The organism is Luteibacter sp. (assembly GCF_009912395.1).
Lineage (GTDB): Bacteria > Pseudomonadota > Gammaproteobacteria > Xanthomonadales > Rhodanobacteraceae > Luteibacter.
Genome location: NZ_WNDO01000006.1, coordinates 50,940 through 66,378, shown reverse-complemented (window position 1 = coordinate 66,378; position 15,439 = coordinate 50,940). Strand labels below are relative to the sequence as shown.

Genomic DNA, 15,439 nt, shown 5'->3' with positions numbered 1-15,439 from the left:
GCGCACGGCGTTCACGCGACGCTGGAGGTCAAAAACGCTAGGCTCAGGTCATGCCTCATCCCATGTCTCCCCTGGCCGTTCGCGCCTACACCGCCACCTCCGCCCTCGGCCATGGACTCGCCGCCCACGCGGAGGCCCTGGCGCTGTCCCGCGGTGGGCTACGTCCCAACGACATCAGCTCCGCACCGCTCGACTGCTGGATCGGCCGCGTCGATGGCGTAGAGCAGGTGGCACTGCCCGGACCGCTCGCCGAGTGGGACTGCCGCAACAACCGCCTCGCGTGGCTGGCGCTCCGGCAGGATGGCTTCATGGATGCCGTGCGCGATGCCCGCGCACGCTACGGCGCCTCGCGCGTGGCCGTGCTGCTCGGTACGTCCACGGCGAGCATTGGCGCCACCGAGGAAGGCTATCGACGGCTCGACCATGGACGCATGCCGGCCGACCTGCATCGCCCTGTCCTGCACACGCCGCATTCGCTCGCGGGTTTCGTCGCCACCGTCTTCGACCTGGAAGGACCCTGCCTCACCGTCGCCACGGCCTGCTCGTCGAGCGCGAAAGTGTTCGCCAACGCGGAGCGGATGATCCGCCTCGGCCTGGTGGACGCGGCGATCGTCGGCGGTACGGACACCTTGTGCGACAGCGTGCTGTTCGGCTTCAACTCGCTGGAACTGGTCTCGCCGTCACCCTGTCGTCCCTTCGACGCGGAGCGTGATGGCATTTCCATCGGCGAGGCGGCGGGTTTCGCGCTGATCGAACGTCCGCAAGAGGACGACGACGCACCGCTGTTCATCGGCTACGGCGAAGCCAGCGACGCGCATCACATGTCCACGCCGCATCCGGAAGGACTCGGCGCCGAACTGGCCTTGCGCGATACGCTCGATCGCGCGGGCATCGAGGCGATCGACGTCGACTACATCAACCTGCACGGCACGGCCAGCCAGAAGAACGACGAGGTCGAGGCCGCGCTGGTGACACGCTTCTTCCCCGACACCACCCGTGCCAGCTCCACGAAGGGTTTCACCGGGCACACGCTCGGCGCAGCCGGCATCCTGGAGGCCGTGATGACCTTGCTCGCCATGCGCGACGGCGTGGTGCCGGCCAACCTTGGCGGAACGACACCCGATCCGCACTGCGGCGCGCAGATGGCCTGGCACGCGGAGCGTGCCGACATTCGCATCGCCCTCAGCAACTCGTTCGGATTTGGCGGCAATAACGCCTGCCTTGCGTTCTCCCGGCAGGGAGGTGCCGCATGAGCGCCGCGCTGACCGTCTGGGTGCAGGGCATCGGACTGTGGGCACCGGGGGCCGCCGACTGGCATGCCTTCGGCGACATCGTCGCGCGTGGTGCAGAGCCGAGCGCGACCACACGCCCCCCTGCGGAAATCCTTCCACCCAACGAACGTCGTCGCGCACCGGAAAGCGTGCTACTCGCCGCGACGGCGGCCGGCCAGGCCGTGCGCATGAGCGGACTGGATGCGGCGACGCTGCCTTGCGTGTTTTCCTCGGCCCATGGCGACCAGGCCATCACCGACTACATGTGCGAAACCCTGGCGAGCGCACCGCGCGAACTCTCGCCGACCAAGTTCCACAACTCCGTGCACAACGCACCCGCCGGCTACTGGACCATCGCGACGCATTGCCATGCCTCGTCGAGCGCCGTCTCCGGTGGTGAATACGCCTTCGGTGCCGGGCTACTCGAAGCGGCGACACTCGCCGTGGCCGACGACCATCCCGTCCTGCTCGCGTGCTACGACATCGCCGGGACGGGACCACTGGGCAGCATGACCAGCACCACCGGTGCGTTCGCCCTCGCCTTCGTGCTGTCGCCGCACGCGCACGGCGCCGCCGCGCGCATGGACCTCTCGCCCGAACCCTGCAATACCGGTGCGGAAGCCAGCGGCCACGCATGGCTGGACGCACTCGCCGCCAGCAATCCCAGCGCTCGTGCCGTGCCGCTGATGGCCGCCTTGGCAAAGACCCATGCCACTGCCCTGCGTGTTCCCGCCGCGCACGAGCTCGATCTGCATATCGACCTGGGCTATCCCACATGAACGCGATTGCCGGCCGCCCTTGCGTGCTGATCCCCTGCCTCAACGAGGAAAAGGCGATCGGGCGCGTGGTGGCCGATGCGCTCGCCCTGGGACTGTCCGTGATCGTGGTGGACGACGGCTCCAGCGATCGCACGCCGGATATCGTCGCCGCCCTGCCCGTCACCCTGATTCGCCATCCCCAGCGTCGCGGCAAGGGAGAAGCCTTGCGCTCCGGTTTCCGCGAGGCGCTGCGCGCGGGTTACGACGCCGTGGTGACGATGGACGGCGACGGCCAGCATCTCGCCTCCGACATACCCGCCATTCTCGATGCCGCAGACCGGTATCCGGGCAGCATCGTCATCGGCGCGCGCCTCATCGATCGCCAGCAACAACCCGGCGGACGCCGCCGTGCGAATGCCGTGGCGGACTGGGGCATCTCGTGGGCATGTGGCCGCCCCATCGCGGACACGCAGAGCGGCCAGCGCTTTTATCCACGCGCGGCACTCGACCTCGTGGACCTGCCGGCGGAGCATTTCGTGTTCGAGGCGGCCCTGCTCATCACCGCCTGCCGCGAGCGTGGCATCGGCGTGGTCTCCGTGCCCATCGCCTCCCGCTACCAGGGAGAATTCCGCTTGAGCCATTTCCAGCCCGTGCGCGATGTGACCCGGATCACCACGTACACCATCGGCCGCCTGTTCCACTATGGCGATATCCTCGCCAGCTATCGGCGCTCACGGGCCATGCCCACCATCATCGACGAAAGCGCGCTGCGACCGGCGCACTGACACCCTTCCAGGAGGACAGGCTATGGAGCAAGGCACGCAGCACGATGTCGTCATCCTCGGCGGCGGGCTTGCCGGCCTGTCCCTTGCCATGCAGCTACGCGCGGCACATCCACAGCTCGGCATTGTCGTGCTGGAGCGCCAGACGCGCCCCTTGCCCGAAGCCACCCACAAGGTGGGCGAATCCACGGTGGAGATCGCCGCGCACTATTTCGCCGATACGCTAGGCCTTCGCCATCATCTGGAAGCGGACCATATCCGCAAGTTCGGTTTCCGCTTCTTCTTCTCGGAAGGCCGCGACGACCTCGCGGACGTGACGGAACTGGGCGTGAGCGCCGTGCTGCCGACGCCCAGCTACCAGGTGGATCGGGGCATCCTCGAGAACTTCATGGGGGAGGAAGCCGGGCGACGCGGCATCGACTTTCGTGAAGGCGCTACGGTGCGAGGTTTCGACATCGGTGCCGGTGACAACGCGCATACCGTGCGCTACACGGACGCCGCTGGCGACCACACCCTCCATGCACGCTGGTTGCTCGACGCGTCCGGCCGCGCGGGCATGATCCGTCGCAAGCTCGACCTCACCCGCGACAACGGGCATCACGCCAATGCCGTCTGGTTCCGCATCGGCGAGCGCTTGGCCATCGACGGCTGGTGCGACGACGCGGAATGGCTCGATCGCTGCGATCCACCCGAACGCTGGCGCTCCACCAACCATCTCTGCGGCCCCGGTTACTGGGTGTGGCTGATTCCATTGTCTTCTGGGGCGCATTCGGTGGGCATCGTCGCCGATGCCGACATGCATCCGCTGGATAAGATGAAGACCTTCGATCTCGCGCTCGATTGGTTACGTGAACACCAGCCCGTCGTGGCACGCGAGATCGGCAAGCACACGGACAAGCTGCTCGACTTCGCTTTCTTCCGCAATTTCTCCTACAGCTGCTCGCGCATGTTCTCGGCAGACCGTTGGGCGCTTACGGGCGAGGCCGGTGCCTTCCTGGATCCGTTCTACTCGCCCGGCAGCGACTTTATTGCGATCACCAATACCTATATCACGCTGCTGATCGGGCACGATCTTGCTGGCGCGAAGCTGGCGCCACATACGCGGCATTATGAGCGTCTGTTCATGTCGTTCTACGACAACACGCTGTGCATGTATCGGGGGCAGTACAACCTGTTCGGCGATCCCGAGGTGCTGCCGATCAAGGTGATCTGGGACTATGCCTACTACTGGGGCGTGCTTTGCCAGATCGTGTTCCAGAACCGTCTCGGCGACAGTGCCTTCATCACTCGCATGGGCGACGACCTACAGGCAGCGGCCGAGTTGAATGGCGAGATGCAGGTGTTCTTCCAGCGCTGGCACGCGCAGTCCGAGCGGCGCAATCGCAAGACCATGCTCGACCAGCGCGACCTCACCTGGTTCGCCGACATGAACCGCACGTTGCATGACCAACTCGACGATAGCTCCCTGGCGGAGCGGCTGCGCAACAACGTGCACATGATGCGCTTGCTGGCCGCAAGCATCGTCGAGCGCGCGGCGGTGGATCACCCCTCGTTGCTGGAAGGCACCGAGCGGTTCACGGGCATCGAAGGTACTCGCACGGCACTCTTCGCCCGCGTAGCCTGACTTGTAGGAGCGCGCTTGCGCGCGATGGGATTCGACGCGAGCACCCATCGCGCGCAAGCGCGCTCCTACAAGTCTTAGAGAATGAGACAGCGCTCCCACACACTGGCCAAGTCGGCCCGGAGGGGTCGGTCAGGCTCCTCATCAGTCACCCTTTCTCGCAGCCCCTCCGGGCCGCCGATCACATCGGCGGATGGATCACCGCAACACGCCCCGAGGCGATCTCGCGCCCGTCGTGTTCAATACGGAAGGTGTACTGCGCACCGTTGTCGTCGGCCATCAGGCATTGCGCATGTACATCGATACGGCCCGGCAGGTCGTCAATGCGACCCACGGCCAGGGTCACGCCACGCAAGCTCACCAGCATCCCGGGGCGCGGCGGCGCCGTGCCGCCGGCTTTCGACTTCAGCGCACCATGCACGGCCGTGGCCTGTGCGCCGTACTCGGCCAGGTGCACGGCATGCAGTCCATCCGGGCCACGCAGCGGATGCGTGGGCGAGACGTGGCTGGTGCTCCAGGCGTGGATTGTGTCGCCGTCGACGGCGTCCACGCCGTCCAGCAGGCACATGTCGCCCGCATGCGGGATGAGATCAAGGAAGTCGGTCTTCGCGTACATGCGGGGCCATCAGGATCGAAAGACAGAAATGGAAGGCGACGCCCAGCGCCACGGTGAGGCCGATCGCGCGCAGCACGGGAATGCTCGACCACGCCAGCATGCCGAACACCAGCAACGCGGACAGCACGCAGACCACGGTGGCGTGCAGGGTGCGCCGCTGCTCAGCGGCATCGCCCGTGTCGCGCTCGAAGAACAACGCGTAATGCAGGCCCAGGCCAGCGGCGAGGATCAACGCCACGAGGTGGAACAGCGAGATCGGAATACCCGCCAGGCGTTCCACGCCAAGCACGAGAAAGGTCGCCAGCGTCATCGGCGCCAGCACGTGCCATGCCCGACGAATGCTGCGCAGCGCCAGCGTGATCGTGATGAACAGCAGCGCCGTCGCAGCCAGCACCGCATGCAGGATGCGCGTGCGATAGGCCGCCACCAGCGACTCCGAGGCATCCTTCAAGTCGAGCAGGCGGGCGTCGACGCCCGTATCGTGCAGGGCGGTCTCGATGGCCTGTGGATCGCGTACGCCACTCAACGTGGACAACCCGACCCACTGGTCGCCACGATGGACCAGCATGGCGGCAAGACGCTGGCCGAGTGGCGATTGCTCGAACGCTTCGGGCGTGAGCGGCGGTAGCGTGCGCGCCTGCTCCACGTCGGCGACGAAGGGGGCGAACAGGTCTTTCCGGAACGGCAGTCCGTGCAACGCCAAAGCCAGTTCGCGATCCAGCGTTTTCTGATCGGGCAGTTTCGCCTGTCGCGCCCGCTGGGTCTCAAGGTCGGGCAGGTAGACCGATGGCAACTCGTAGCCATCCAGCGCTTCGAGCTTCACCAGCGCGTGCATCGCCGGCTCCAGCTTGCGCGACGCGCTGAGCACGGCATCGGCATCCTTCGCCTGCACGATGAGCAGGTAACGCACGTCCGGCGCACCCAGTTCGCCGCGCAGGCGCGCATCGGTCATGAGCAGGTCGCGCGGCAGCGGCGTCAATGCCGAGAGATCGTTCTGCCAGAACGGACCGGGAGCGAAGCACAGCATCGCCAGCACGGCGAGCACCACGGGCACCGGCAGCCAGCGCGGACGCGGCAGGCCGTCGAGCCATGCGCGGAAGCGCGCGAGCCCCGGCGTATCCGCCACGTCGCGCGCCTGTTCGGGCAACAGGTAAGGCAGCAGGTAGCGCGTGGAGAAACCGGCGGCCAACAGGCCGCTGATCGTGAACACCGCGAGCTGCTTCAGGCCACCGACACCGGAGACGTAGAACGCGAGGTAGGCGATGCACGCTGACGCGATCGCGGTCAGCAGCAGCGGCCAGAGGCCGCGCACGCTCGCCACGGCGGATTCGCCTGCGCGACGATGGCTGAGCAGGCGGATCGGGTACTCCTGCGCCACGCCAAGCAAGGTGAAGCCGAAGGCGAGCGTGATGCCGTGCACTTCCGGGAACATGGCCATCAACGCCGCGATACCGGCAAGCGCGCCGGTCGCCACCGGCAGCGCGCCGAGCAGCAAGCTGCGCACGCTGCGGTACGCCAGCAGCATGAGCACGATGAAACCGACGGTGGAGACACGTCCGATCCAGTCGGCTTCGTCGCGCGTCTGCGCGTTCACCATCACGGTGAAATAGCCGGGACCGCTGATCGTCAGCCGCGCATCCTTGCCATCCGGCAGCGCGGTGAGCGCCGCACGGATGTGGTCGATGGCTTCGCCCTGGGCGCCCGGATCGAAGCCCGCACCACGTGTCTGCGCGAGCAGCAATGCCTCGCCCTTCGAGGAAAACCACACGCCCTCGCGCACATCCGGTGAATGCGCCGGCGTCCAGCGTTCGGCGATCTTCAGCACTTCGAGAGTCGGATCGCGGGGCAACAGCCCTTTCAGCAAACTAGCGGCAGGTGAACCGAGATCGTCCAGACGCTGCTGTAATTCATCAGCCAGGTAGTCCTTGTCCAGCGGCTGCGTATCCAGCGTGGGCGACAACAGGTAACGGTATGGCAGCAGGCGTTCGTCAAGCGCGGCCATGTCGAAATCGCCATTCACCACCTGGGTGAATGCCGGATCCTTGCGCAACGCCGTGGCAAGTCCGCGACTCCAGGCGGCCTTTCGCGCATCGTCGCCACCCTCGATGGCGAGCAACAGCAGGCGCGAGCCCGGACCTTCACCGACCTGTTCCATCAGTAGCTTCTGGTCCGGTGTGGTCGGCGCCGGCATGAAGCTGCGTAGGTCGGTACCGATCTTCAGATGCTGCGACGCGAGCCAGCCAAGCAAGCCCAGCGCCAGCAACCACAGGACAAGGAGCCCCAGGCGTGCCCGGCTCACATCGCGCCGCCGCACTGCGCGATCACCGCCTCGAGCTTCGGCTCGGCCGGCATGTGCGTGGCCAGCTCGCCGAGCATGTCGATAGACGTGTCGCCATCGGCCTCGTTCATGCGCATGCAGCGCGGCTGGTTACCGCTGCCGTAGACCTGGATGGAGGCAATCTGCTTCACCAGGCGGGCATCACGTGGCGTCAGGGTGAGTGCCCAGCGATCCGCGTCGCGGCCCAGATGCACATCGAAGGAGTCGTCCAGGCGCGAGGCATCACCGCCAAGCAAGGCCACGAAGCTATCGAGCAGGATCTTCAACTGCGGGGCGCGCTTGAGCGAGAACGTACGCGGCTTGCGACCATCACGCTCCTGCGTTACCTCACCATCGGCGATAGTGGAGACTTCCTTCGCCGGCTTGTCCACGCGCCGTTCGAGTCGATCGCCACCAAGCCACGACAGTTCGCCGGAAACAACCAATGGCTTGTCGAGCACCTTCATGAAGCGGGCCTCGGCGAACGGCGTACGTGCAGGCGCCGGACGCTTGAGCGAAGCGACCAACGCCCTCGCATCGGTGTTGTCAGGCGTCGGAGCGGCGAGGCAGGCCAGTGGAAGCAGCAGCAGGCTCGTCAGCAGGAACCGTTTCTTGCCAGAAGTCATAGAAATTGAACCAGTTGAAGGGATAGGCGCGACAGTAGTGCTCGATGCGCGACGCATACTGGCCGACGATGTCGTCGAGGGCCGCGGCACGACCGGCACGAGGGATGTCGATGCTTTCCGCGAAGGGTTCGAAGATGAGCCGGTAACGGTCACCACCCAGGTAGATGCCCATGCACAGCATCACCGGAATCTTCAGCGCGGAGGCCAGCAGCCACGGCCCCACCGGAAACGGTGCCGGTGAACCCAGAAAGGGCACGATGCGCGACGCCTCGCCCTGGTGCCCGCGATCGGCGAGCAGGGCCAGCATGGCGCCATTGGCGGCGCTTTCGGCCATCGCCAGGGCCACGGAGGTGCCGCCCAGCGAGGCGTCGATCACCGCGGCGCCCACGTCCGGCGCCAGGGCCTCCAGCACGGCGGTAAGCGCGGGCGTCTTCTGCTTGTCGAGCACCACGCGCAGCGGCACGTCGGGACAGCGCGCGCCGAGCGCACGCAAGGCTTCGAAACTGCCCTGGTGGGAACCGATCAGGAATACGCCGCGACCTGCGCGAAGGCGCTCGTCCAGTTCGGCGAGGCCTTCTACCTCGACGCGGAAATCGCGTTCGCCGCGCGCCAGGAAGAACAGGCGGTCGAGCAGCGTCGCGGCGAACAGGTGGATGTGATGGAAGATATCGCGATGCGTGACCGGCCGGCCGAGCACGCGCTCGAGATAAAGACGCGACGCCAGTCGCTCGTTGGCACGGCGCAGGAAAAAGTACAGCGTGATCGGATACAGCAGAATGCGCGTCGGCTTGCGACCGATACGCAGGGCGATCGTGCGGATCAGCCAGATGGCGAAACGGCCGCCACCTTCACGTTGTTGCCAGTGACTCACTCGGAGGCCTCCAGCGTACCCTTCACCAGCACGTCGTCATCGCGACGGACCACGAAGCGGTAGCGACGCCCCCCAAGCGCATCGAGTTCCACGCGGGCGTCCTCGTCGGGCAGCAGGGGCGCAAGGAATTTCGCATCGATCACCTGCCGCACGCCCAGGCCGCGCCATGTGCGAAGGGCCTCTGCGGCCTGCTCCAGCATCAGGACGCCTGCCACGATCGGCCGACCGGGAAAGTGTCCGGCAAAGCTGGGATGGTTGGCGTCGAAACGCAGCGGGCGGACGAAGGACGCGGTGTCGGTCATCGGCGAGGCTTCCGGCGGTAGGCGTTTCGGGATGGTCGCCACTAGCGAACCATGCCCGGGCCGAGTAGGGCCTGAACGGCGGTCAGGCCGCTGCGCGATGCTGCTCGACGTGATCGGACAGCGAACGAAGGCTCGTGAAGATCGTGCGGTTGTCCGGGTTGTCCGACTTCAGCTGGAAGCCATAGCGCTTGGACACGGCGAGCGCGATTTCCAGCGCATCGATCGAGTCGAGGCCCAGGTCGCCACCAAAAAGCGGCGCATCGGGATCGATCTCGGCAGGCTGGACGGATTCGAGGTTCAGGCTGGTGACGATCAGTTCGGCGAGTTCGTGTTGTGCTGCGGTTTGCGTTGCCATCGGTATTTCCAGGTTCCCGGATATGCCTGCCTCCCCCCGGATGGCAGCGGCCGCGGAGTGTAACATAGCCCCCCTTTACGCCTGATCTGTAAGGGTTCAGCGACGTGAAGGCCCTACGCGTCTTCACGGCGTCCGCCTACACGGGAACGCTATCATGACGGCACTCCCGCCATGGACCTCGCGATGCCCCCAGGCCGTGAAATGCGCGACGATGCGCCGTCCCTCCGCCGTGCCGCCCCCCGGGTGGATTATCGACCGCGCGATGGGGATCTCTGCGGCCGTACGCTGGCGTGCTTCCGCTTCGACACCCAGCCCTCGCCCGACGATGCCCGCGTCCTGCACGTGCCGTTGCCGCTGCTGGGTGATGCGCTCGACGAGGTCTGGCAAGTGGATGGCGACGTGGTCCACGGCCATGACGGGGCGCTGCGCTGGTCGCGTGGCGGCGGCTGGCTGTTTGCCGCGATCGAGGTCCACGAAGCGGCCCATGGCGGCCCGGAAGAGGCCGCCGAGCATGCCTACGGATGCCTTTCGCGTTTCGTGGCGGATGCCGAGGAGCGGCACGTCCAGCGGATATGGAACTACCTCGGCGCCATCAACCGCGGCGACGGCGATGACGAGCGCTACAAGCATTTCTGCACGGGCCGCATCCGTGGCATGGGCGAGGTGTTCGCCCAGGGGTTTCCCGCCGCGACCGCCATCGGCCACCATGGCGATTCCGGCCTGCTCCAGGTCTACCTGCTCGCCACCGACCGCCCCGGCACGCGGGTCGAGAACCCACGCCAGGTGAGCGCTTGGCGCTATCCCCGCCAGTACGGGCGTACGCCACCCAGCTTCGCGCGCGCCACGCGCCTGCCTGACGACGATGTGCTGGCGATCTCGGGCACGGCCGCCGTGGTCGGCCATGCGTCCGCGCACGCGGGAGACCTCGATGCCCAACTCGACGAGACGGCGCGCAATCTCGATGCGTTGGTCGAAGCCGGCGAGCTACCGGCCGGTTTCGGACACAACGCACCGCTGAAGGCGTATGTGAGAGATCCCGCGCATGCGAACGCCGTGCGCACGTTCGTTACCCGTCGCTGGCCCGACACGCCCGTACTGGCCGTCCATGGCGACATATGTCGTGCGGAATTACTCGTCGAGATCGACGGATGGCGGTACCGCTGACCCGGAATGCCGATCGAGCTCAGGATTTTTTCGTGGGCCGCCGCCATTCGGCGATGGTCGCCTGGGGCGCACGGGTGAGCGTGAGCTTGCCTTCCGGCGCATCCTTCGTGATCACCGAGCCCGCACCGATCGTCGCACCGTCGTGCAGCGTAACGGGCGCCACGAGCGCACTGTTGGAGCCCACGAAGACGTTGTCGCCGATCGTCGTGCGACTCTTGTTCACGCCATCGTAGTTGCAGGTGATTGTGCCGGCGCCGATGTTCGTCTTGCTGCCGATTACGGTATCGCCGAGGTAGCTCAGGTGATTGGCCTTGGAACCTTCGGCGATGCGGGCGTTCTTCGTTTCCACGAAGTTGCCGATGTGCACGCCCGCTGCGAGGTCGGTACCCGGACGCAGCCGTGCGAACGGACCGATGGTGCACGGACCATGCGTCACCACGCCATCGAGATCGCAATGCGCGAGCACCACGGTACCGGCGGCGAGCGAAGCATGGCGCACGCGCGTGAACGGCCCGATACGCACGCCATCGCCCAGGGTCACGTCGCCTTCGAGGATTACATCGATATCGAGTTCGACATCGCGCCCGGCATTGACCTTGCCGCGCACGTCCAGGCGCAGGGGATCGGCCATACGGACGCCCGCCAGCGCGAGTTCACGCGCCATGCGACGGCGATGCAGGGCTTCCAGCTCGGCAAGCTGCCAGGGATCGTTCGCGCCCGTGGATTCGGTCGCATCGCAATCGACGCAAGCCGCCGGCGCACCTTCATCCGCCGCCATGCCGAAGATGTCGGTGAGGTAGTACTCGCCTTGGGCGTTACCGTTGGTCAGTCGCTGCGTCCATGCCAGCAAGGCGTCGGCGCCACCGGCGACGATGCCCGTGTTGATGAGATCGATACCCCGCTCCGCGGCGCTGGCGTCCTTTTCCTCAACGATCCGCTGAACCTTGCCTGCCGCGTCGAGAACGACACGGCCATAACCCCGCGGATCATCGACACGGGTCGCCAGCATCGCCAGGGCGTCGCCCGTGTTGACCATGCGCTCCAGCGTTTCAGCCCGGATCAGCGGAACGTCCCCATAGAGCACCAGCACGCGACCTTCGAGCTGCCCCTTGTCCTGGAGGTGTTCCAGGGCGGTGCGGACGGCGTGCCCCGTGCCCAGCCGCTCGGTCTGCTCGATCCAGCCCAGCGACGTGTCGGCGGCGAAGGCGTCACGCACCTGCTGGCCGTTATGGCCGTACACGACGTGGACACCTGCCGGATCGAGACTGCGCGCGGCCTCGATGACGTGAGCCAGCAATGGCCGGCCGGCCAGGGGCATGAGCACCTTGGCGTAGGCGGATTTCATGCGCTTGCCCTCGCCGGCGGCGAGGATGAGGACGTGGAGCGGTTCTGCGGTCATGGATGAGGCATGCCATGGAAAACGTGACGCGAACTGTCGCGCGTTTGTCCGTCCCTGCCAAGTCGGCCGGGCGGCCGGTCATTCGTCCTTGGGGCGTTCCGTGAGGTGTTCGAGGTTGGGCTTGTAGGCCTGGACGAAGGCATTGCGCAGAATGCCGACGATGGCCTGCAAGGTCGAGACACTGCGGTCGTCGATCGTGCCGGAAATGGGAACGCGGGTGGCGAACTGGTCCTTGGACTGGTTCTTGAACACCTTGGTAACGCCTTCGGCGACGGCCTCGTAGGCGAGCTTCAGGGGCCCCTTCTTCTCCTGCTCCACGTCCTGCTTCCAGCTGAAGATCTTCAGGCCCCGGAACAGCGGTTTGGCATAGCCGTCGAGATGTCGGTCATGGGCCTGCAACTCCATGACGAAGTCCCCTTCGCCCCCGGCGAAGTCGAGGCCGGTATAGGCGCGCACCAGCTCATTGGCCTTCACCAGCTTGATGTTCTTGACCATGAGCTGATAGTGGAAGTCACCGGTTTTCTCCAACGGATCGAATTCCGCCGTGGCCTCCAGGGGCGCGTCACCGAGCACCTTCGCCGTAGCATGCAGGTGCGCCACGCGTGAACCGCCCTCGCCCTGCACATTGGTGAGGTTGCTGACCTGGGCCTCGACCGAGGTCATCTTCAGATCCACCTTGGGGCTGGAGACGAAGTTGTTGAAGGTCACCGTACCGTTGTAGACGTTGAGCTCGTCGATGCGCGTGGGCACGATGGCGCGAAGTTCCTCGCGCCAGTCGACGCCCTTACCCGTCTGCGTATCGCCTTCACCGCGACCATCCACGAAGTTGACCACCGGGTCGAAGAACTCGACCTTGCCGCGAAGATGGCCCTTCGCGAGTGCACGCCAGCTCAGGGCAATTTCGACGCGCCGCCCCTCGAACAGCGGCACCGGCACCTTGCCGTCGACCTTGACGATCTTCATGGCGTTGATCGTGTACGCACCGCGCCAGAGGTGGATGTCGATGTCGTCGATATGGCCGGCGTACGAGCCCATGTGGGCCAACCGCTTGTTGAGCTGACCCAGCACGATGGAAGGCAAGGCCAGACGCGCCACCAGAAGAACGATGGCGACGGCGGCGACGATCCAGAGGCTGCGGCGGTAACGAACGTGCATGGCGTCAGTCTGGCGCCGCGGGGGTCGTCGGAAGATGAAGGAGCGCAACGCGTGGCCCGCCCATACCCACCGATGGGCGAAGACCCGTCATTCCTGTGAAAACAGGAACCCAGCGCATCGGTTTGCCCGCCCTGCAAAGGCCTCGCATCGGCCTTGGCGTAGGAGGCTGCCTCGCGAAAACCGATCGCTCCGCGCTGGGTTCCTGCGTTCGCAGGAACGACGGCTTGGCGGCATCTCGGTTTGAGGGCCCCGCCGATCGCCTAAAAAAACCCCGCCGAGGCGGGGTTTTTCGGGACATCAGTGCTTGAGCGTCTTTCGCATGCGCTCCAGAGCCTGGAGCTGGGCGAGGGCTTCGGCCAGCTTGGCCTGGGCCTCGGCGACGTCGAGCTGTTCGCCGCGGTTGGCCAGGGCGGCCTCGGCTTCGTCCTTCGCCTTCAGGGCCGCAGCCTCGTCGAGGTCGGCCGCGCGGGCTGCCGTATCGGCGAGGATCGTGACCACCTGCGGCTGCACCTCAAGGATGCCGCCGGAGACATAGAACTGCTGACGCTCGCCGTTGCTGCCGACCACGTCCACGTGGCCCGGCTTCAGGCGGGTGATCAGCGGCGCGTGACGCGGCGCGATGCCCAGCTCGCCAAGCTCACCGGTGGCGACCACGAGCGTGGCTTCGCCGGAGAAGATCTCGGCTTCGGCGCTGACGATGTCGACGCGGATGGTATGGGTCATGGGCTGGATTCCGTCAGTGGAGAATAGGAAGGGAGAAGGCGCTTACGCGGCCTTCTTCGCACCCATGTCCTCACCCTTCTTGATGGCTTCGTCGATGCTGCCGACCATGTAGAAGGCCTGCTCCGGCAGGTAGTCGAGATCGCCGTCGAGAATCATCTTGAAGCCGCGGATGGTTTCCTTCAGCGGCACGTACTTGCCCGGCGAGCCGGTGAACACTTCGGCCACGTGGAACGGCTGCGAGAAGAAGCGCTCGATCTTGCGGGCGCGCGACACCGAGGCCTTGTCTTCCGGCGACAGTTCGTCCATGCCCAGGATCGCGATGATGTCCTTCAGCTCCTTGTAGCGCTGCAGGGTGCCCTGGACGCGACGAGCGATGTCGTAGTGTTCCTGGCCGATCACCGAGGCGTCGAGCTGGCGGCTGCTGGAGGCCAGCGGATCCACGGCCGGGTAGATACCCAGCGAAGCGATGTCGCGGCTCAGGGTCACGGTCGCGTCGAGATGCGCGAAGGTGGTGGCCGGCGACGGATCGGTAAGATCGTCCGCGGGCACGTAGACGGCCTGGATCGAGGTGATCGAACCGGTCTTGGTCGAGGTGATGCGCTCCTGCAGGACGCCCATTTCCTCGGCGAGGGTCGGCTGATAGCCCACGGCCGACGGCATACGGCCGAGCAGCGCGGACACTTCCGTACCGGCCAGCGTGTAGCGGTAGATGTTGTCGACGAAGAGCAGGACGTCCTTACCCTTGCCCGAGGCATCCTTCTCGTCGCGGAAGTACTCCGCCATGGTGAGGCCGGTCAGCGCGACGCGCAGGCGGTTGCCCGGCGGCTCGTTCATCTGGCCGTAGACCATCGCGACCTTGTCGAGGACGTTGGAGTCCTTCATCTCGTGATAGAAGTCGTTACCTTCACGCGTACGCTCACCCACGCCGGCGAACACGGACAGACCCGAGTGCGCCTTGGCGATGTTGTTGATGAGCTCCATCATGTTGACGGTCTTGCCCACGCCGGCGCCGCCGAACAGGCCGACCTTGCCGCCCTTCGCGAACGGGCACATCAGATCGATGACCTTGATGCCGGTTTCCAGCAGTTCGTTCGCGGTGGCCTGCTCGTCGTAGGACGGGGCTTCGCGATGGATGACCCACTGTTCCTTCTCGCCGATCGGGCCGGCTTCGTCGATCGGGTTGCCGAGCACGTCCATGATGCGGCCGAGCGTGGCGCCGCCGACCGGCACCTTGATGCCTTCGCCGGTGTTGCGAGCGATGAGGTTGCGGCGCAGGCCGTCGGTGGAGCCGAGCGCGATGGCGCGCACGATGCCGTCACCGAGCTGCTGCTGCACTTCGAGGGTGATCTCGGTGCCGTCGATCTTCAGTGCGTCGTAAACCTGCGGCACCTGATCGCGCGGGAATTCGACGTCGACGACCGCGCCGATGATCTGAACAACTTTGCCCTGGCTCATGGAATGCTCCGGATGAATCTTCGT

General features: G+C 66.0%; 15 protein-coding genes. 5 read left to right on the top strand and 10 right to left on the bottom strand.

Features of this window, described 5'->3' with window-relative positions; genetic code table 11:
* Positions 1 to 62: 62 nt before the first annotated feature.
* Genes GAK28_RS07975 through GAK28_RS07960 form a run of 4 tightly spaced genes read left to right on the top strand, consistent with a single transcriptional unit; the run spans position 63 to position 4,435 of the window.
* A complete protein-coding gene (locus GAK28_RS07975) occupies positions 63 to 1,253 on the top strand; it encodes a beta-ketoacyl-[acyl-carrier-protein] synthase family protein (protein WP_291776880.1) in 1,191 nt (396 codons plus the stop codon).
* On the top strand, positions 1,250 to 2,050 hold the full coding sequence (locus GAK28_RS07970; RefSeq protein ID WP_291776878.1) for a beta-ketoacyl synthase chain length factor: 801 nt from the start codon (positions 1,250 to 1,252) through the stop codon (positions 2,048 to 2,050). The genes GAK28_RS07975 and GAK28_RS07970 overlap by 4 nt, the downstream gene beginning before the upstream one ends.
* A complete protein-coding gene (locus tag GAK28_RS07965; RefSeq protein ID WP_291776876.1) occupies positions 2,047 to 2,814 on the top strand; it encodes a glycosyltransferase family 2 protein in 768 nt (255 codons plus the stop codon). Before GAK28_RS07970 ends, GAK28_RS07965 begins: the two co-directional genes overlap by 4 nt.
* A 22-nt stretch (positions 2,815 to 2,836) precedes the next feature.
* Positions 2,837 to 4,435, top strand: coding sequence for a tryptophan 7-halogenase (locus GAK28_RS07960; protein WP_291776874.1), 1,599 nt, complete (start codon positions 2,837 to 2,839; stop codon positions 4,433 to 4,435).
* Between the two features lie 178 nt (positions 4,436 to 4,613).
* On the opposite strand, the gene GAK28_RS07955 is transcribed toward GAK28_RS07960, so the two are convergent.
* From GAK28_RS07955 to GAK28_RS07930, 6 genes are all read right to left on the bottom strand, one after another.
* Positions 4,614 to 5,048 carry a phosphotransferase gene (locus tag GAK28_RS07955; protein ID WP_291776872.1) on the bottom strand — a complete coding sequence of 145 codons (435 nt, stop codon included), beginning with the start codon at positions 5,046 to 5,048 and terminating at the stop codon, positions 4,614 to 4,616.
* Positions 5,023 to 7,347 (bottom strand): MMPL family transporter, encoded by a 2,325-nt coding sequence (locus GAK28_RS07950; protein WP_291776870.1) that lies wholly within the window; start codon positions 7,345 to 7,347, stop codon positions 5,023 to 5,025. Before GAK28_RS07950 ends, GAK28_RS07955 begins: the two co-directional genes overlap by 26 nt.
* A complete protein-coding gene (locus GAK28_RS07945) occupies positions 7,344 to 7,991 on the bottom strand; it encodes a LolA-related protein (RefSeq protein WP_291776868.1) in 648 nt (215 codons plus the stop codon). Before GAK28_RS07945 ends, GAK28_RS07950 begins: the two co-directional genes overlap by 4 nt.
* On the bottom strand, positions 7,912 to 8,862 hold the full coding sequence (locus GAK28_RS07940; protein ID WP_291776867.1) for an acyltransferase: 951 nt from the start codon (positions 8,860 to 8,862) through the stop codon (positions 7,912 to 7,914). The genes GAK28_RS07945 and GAK28_RS07940 overlap by 80 nt, the downstream gene beginning before the upstream one ends.
* Positions 8,859 to 9,164, bottom strand: coding sequence for a hydroxymyristoyl-ACP dehydratase (locus tag GAK28_RS07935; protein ID WP_291776866.1), 306 nt, complete (start codon positions 9,162 to 9,164; stop codon positions 8,859 to 8,861). Before GAK28_RS07935 ends, GAK28_RS07940 begins: the two co-directional genes overlap by 4 nt.
* Before the next feature lie 82 nt (positions 9,165 to 9,246).
* The gene (locus tag GAK28_RS07930) at positions 9,247 to 9,519 is read right to left on the bottom strand and encodes a phosphopantetheine-binding protein (protein WP_291776865.1); all 273 of its coding nucleotides are present in this window, start codon (positions 9,517 to 9,519) and stop codon (positions 9,247 to 9,249) included.
* A 183-nt stretch (positions 9,520 to 9,702) separates the two neighbouring features.
* On the opposite strand from GAK28_RS07930, the gene GAK28_RS07925 reads away from it, so the two are divergent.
* Positions 9,703 to 10,683 carry a pteridine-dependent deoxygenase gene (locus GAK28_RS07925; RefSeq protein WP_291776864.1) on the top strand — a complete coding sequence of 327 codons (981 nt, stop codon included), beginning with the start codon at positions 9,703 to 9,705 and terminating at the stop codon, positions 10,681 to 10,683.
* 19 nt (positions 10,684 to 10,702) lie between these two features.
* On the opposite strand, the gene glmU is transcribed toward GAK28_RS07925, so the two are convergent.
* From glmU to atpD, 4 genes are all read right to left on the bottom strand, one after another.
* Complete coding sequence (gene glmU / locus GAK28_RS07920; RefSeq protein WP_291776863.1) at positions 10,703 to 12,082, bottom strand: bifunctional UDP-N-acetylglucosamine diphosphorylase/glucosamine-1-phosphate N-acetyltransferase GlmU; 1,380 nt, start codon at positions 12,080 to 12,082, stop codon at positions 10,703 to 10,705.
* Positions 12,083 to 12,160: 78 nt separating this feature from the next.
* On the bottom strand, positions 12,161 to 13,237 hold the full coding sequence (locus GAK28_RS07915) for a DUF748 domain-containing protein (protein ID WP_291776861.1): 1,077 nt from the start codon (positions 13,235 to 13,237) through the stop codon (positions 12,161 to 12,163).
* Between the two features lie 297 nt (positions 13,238 to 13,534).
* Positions 13,535 to 13,960, bottom strand: coding sequence for a F0F1 ATP synthase subunit epsilon (locus GAK28_RS07910; RefSeq protein ID WP_291776859.1), 426 nt, complete (start codon positions 13,958 to 13,960; stop codon positions 13,535 to 13,537).
* Positions 13,961 to 14,002: 42 nt separating this feature from the next.
* A complete protein-coding gene (gene atpD / locus GAK28_RS07905) occupies positions 14,003 to 15,415 on the bottom strand; it encodes a F0F1 ATP synthase subunit beta (protein ID WP_291776857.1) in 1,413 nt (470 codons plus the stop codon).
* Positions 15,416 to 15,439: the final 24 nt, after the last annotated feature.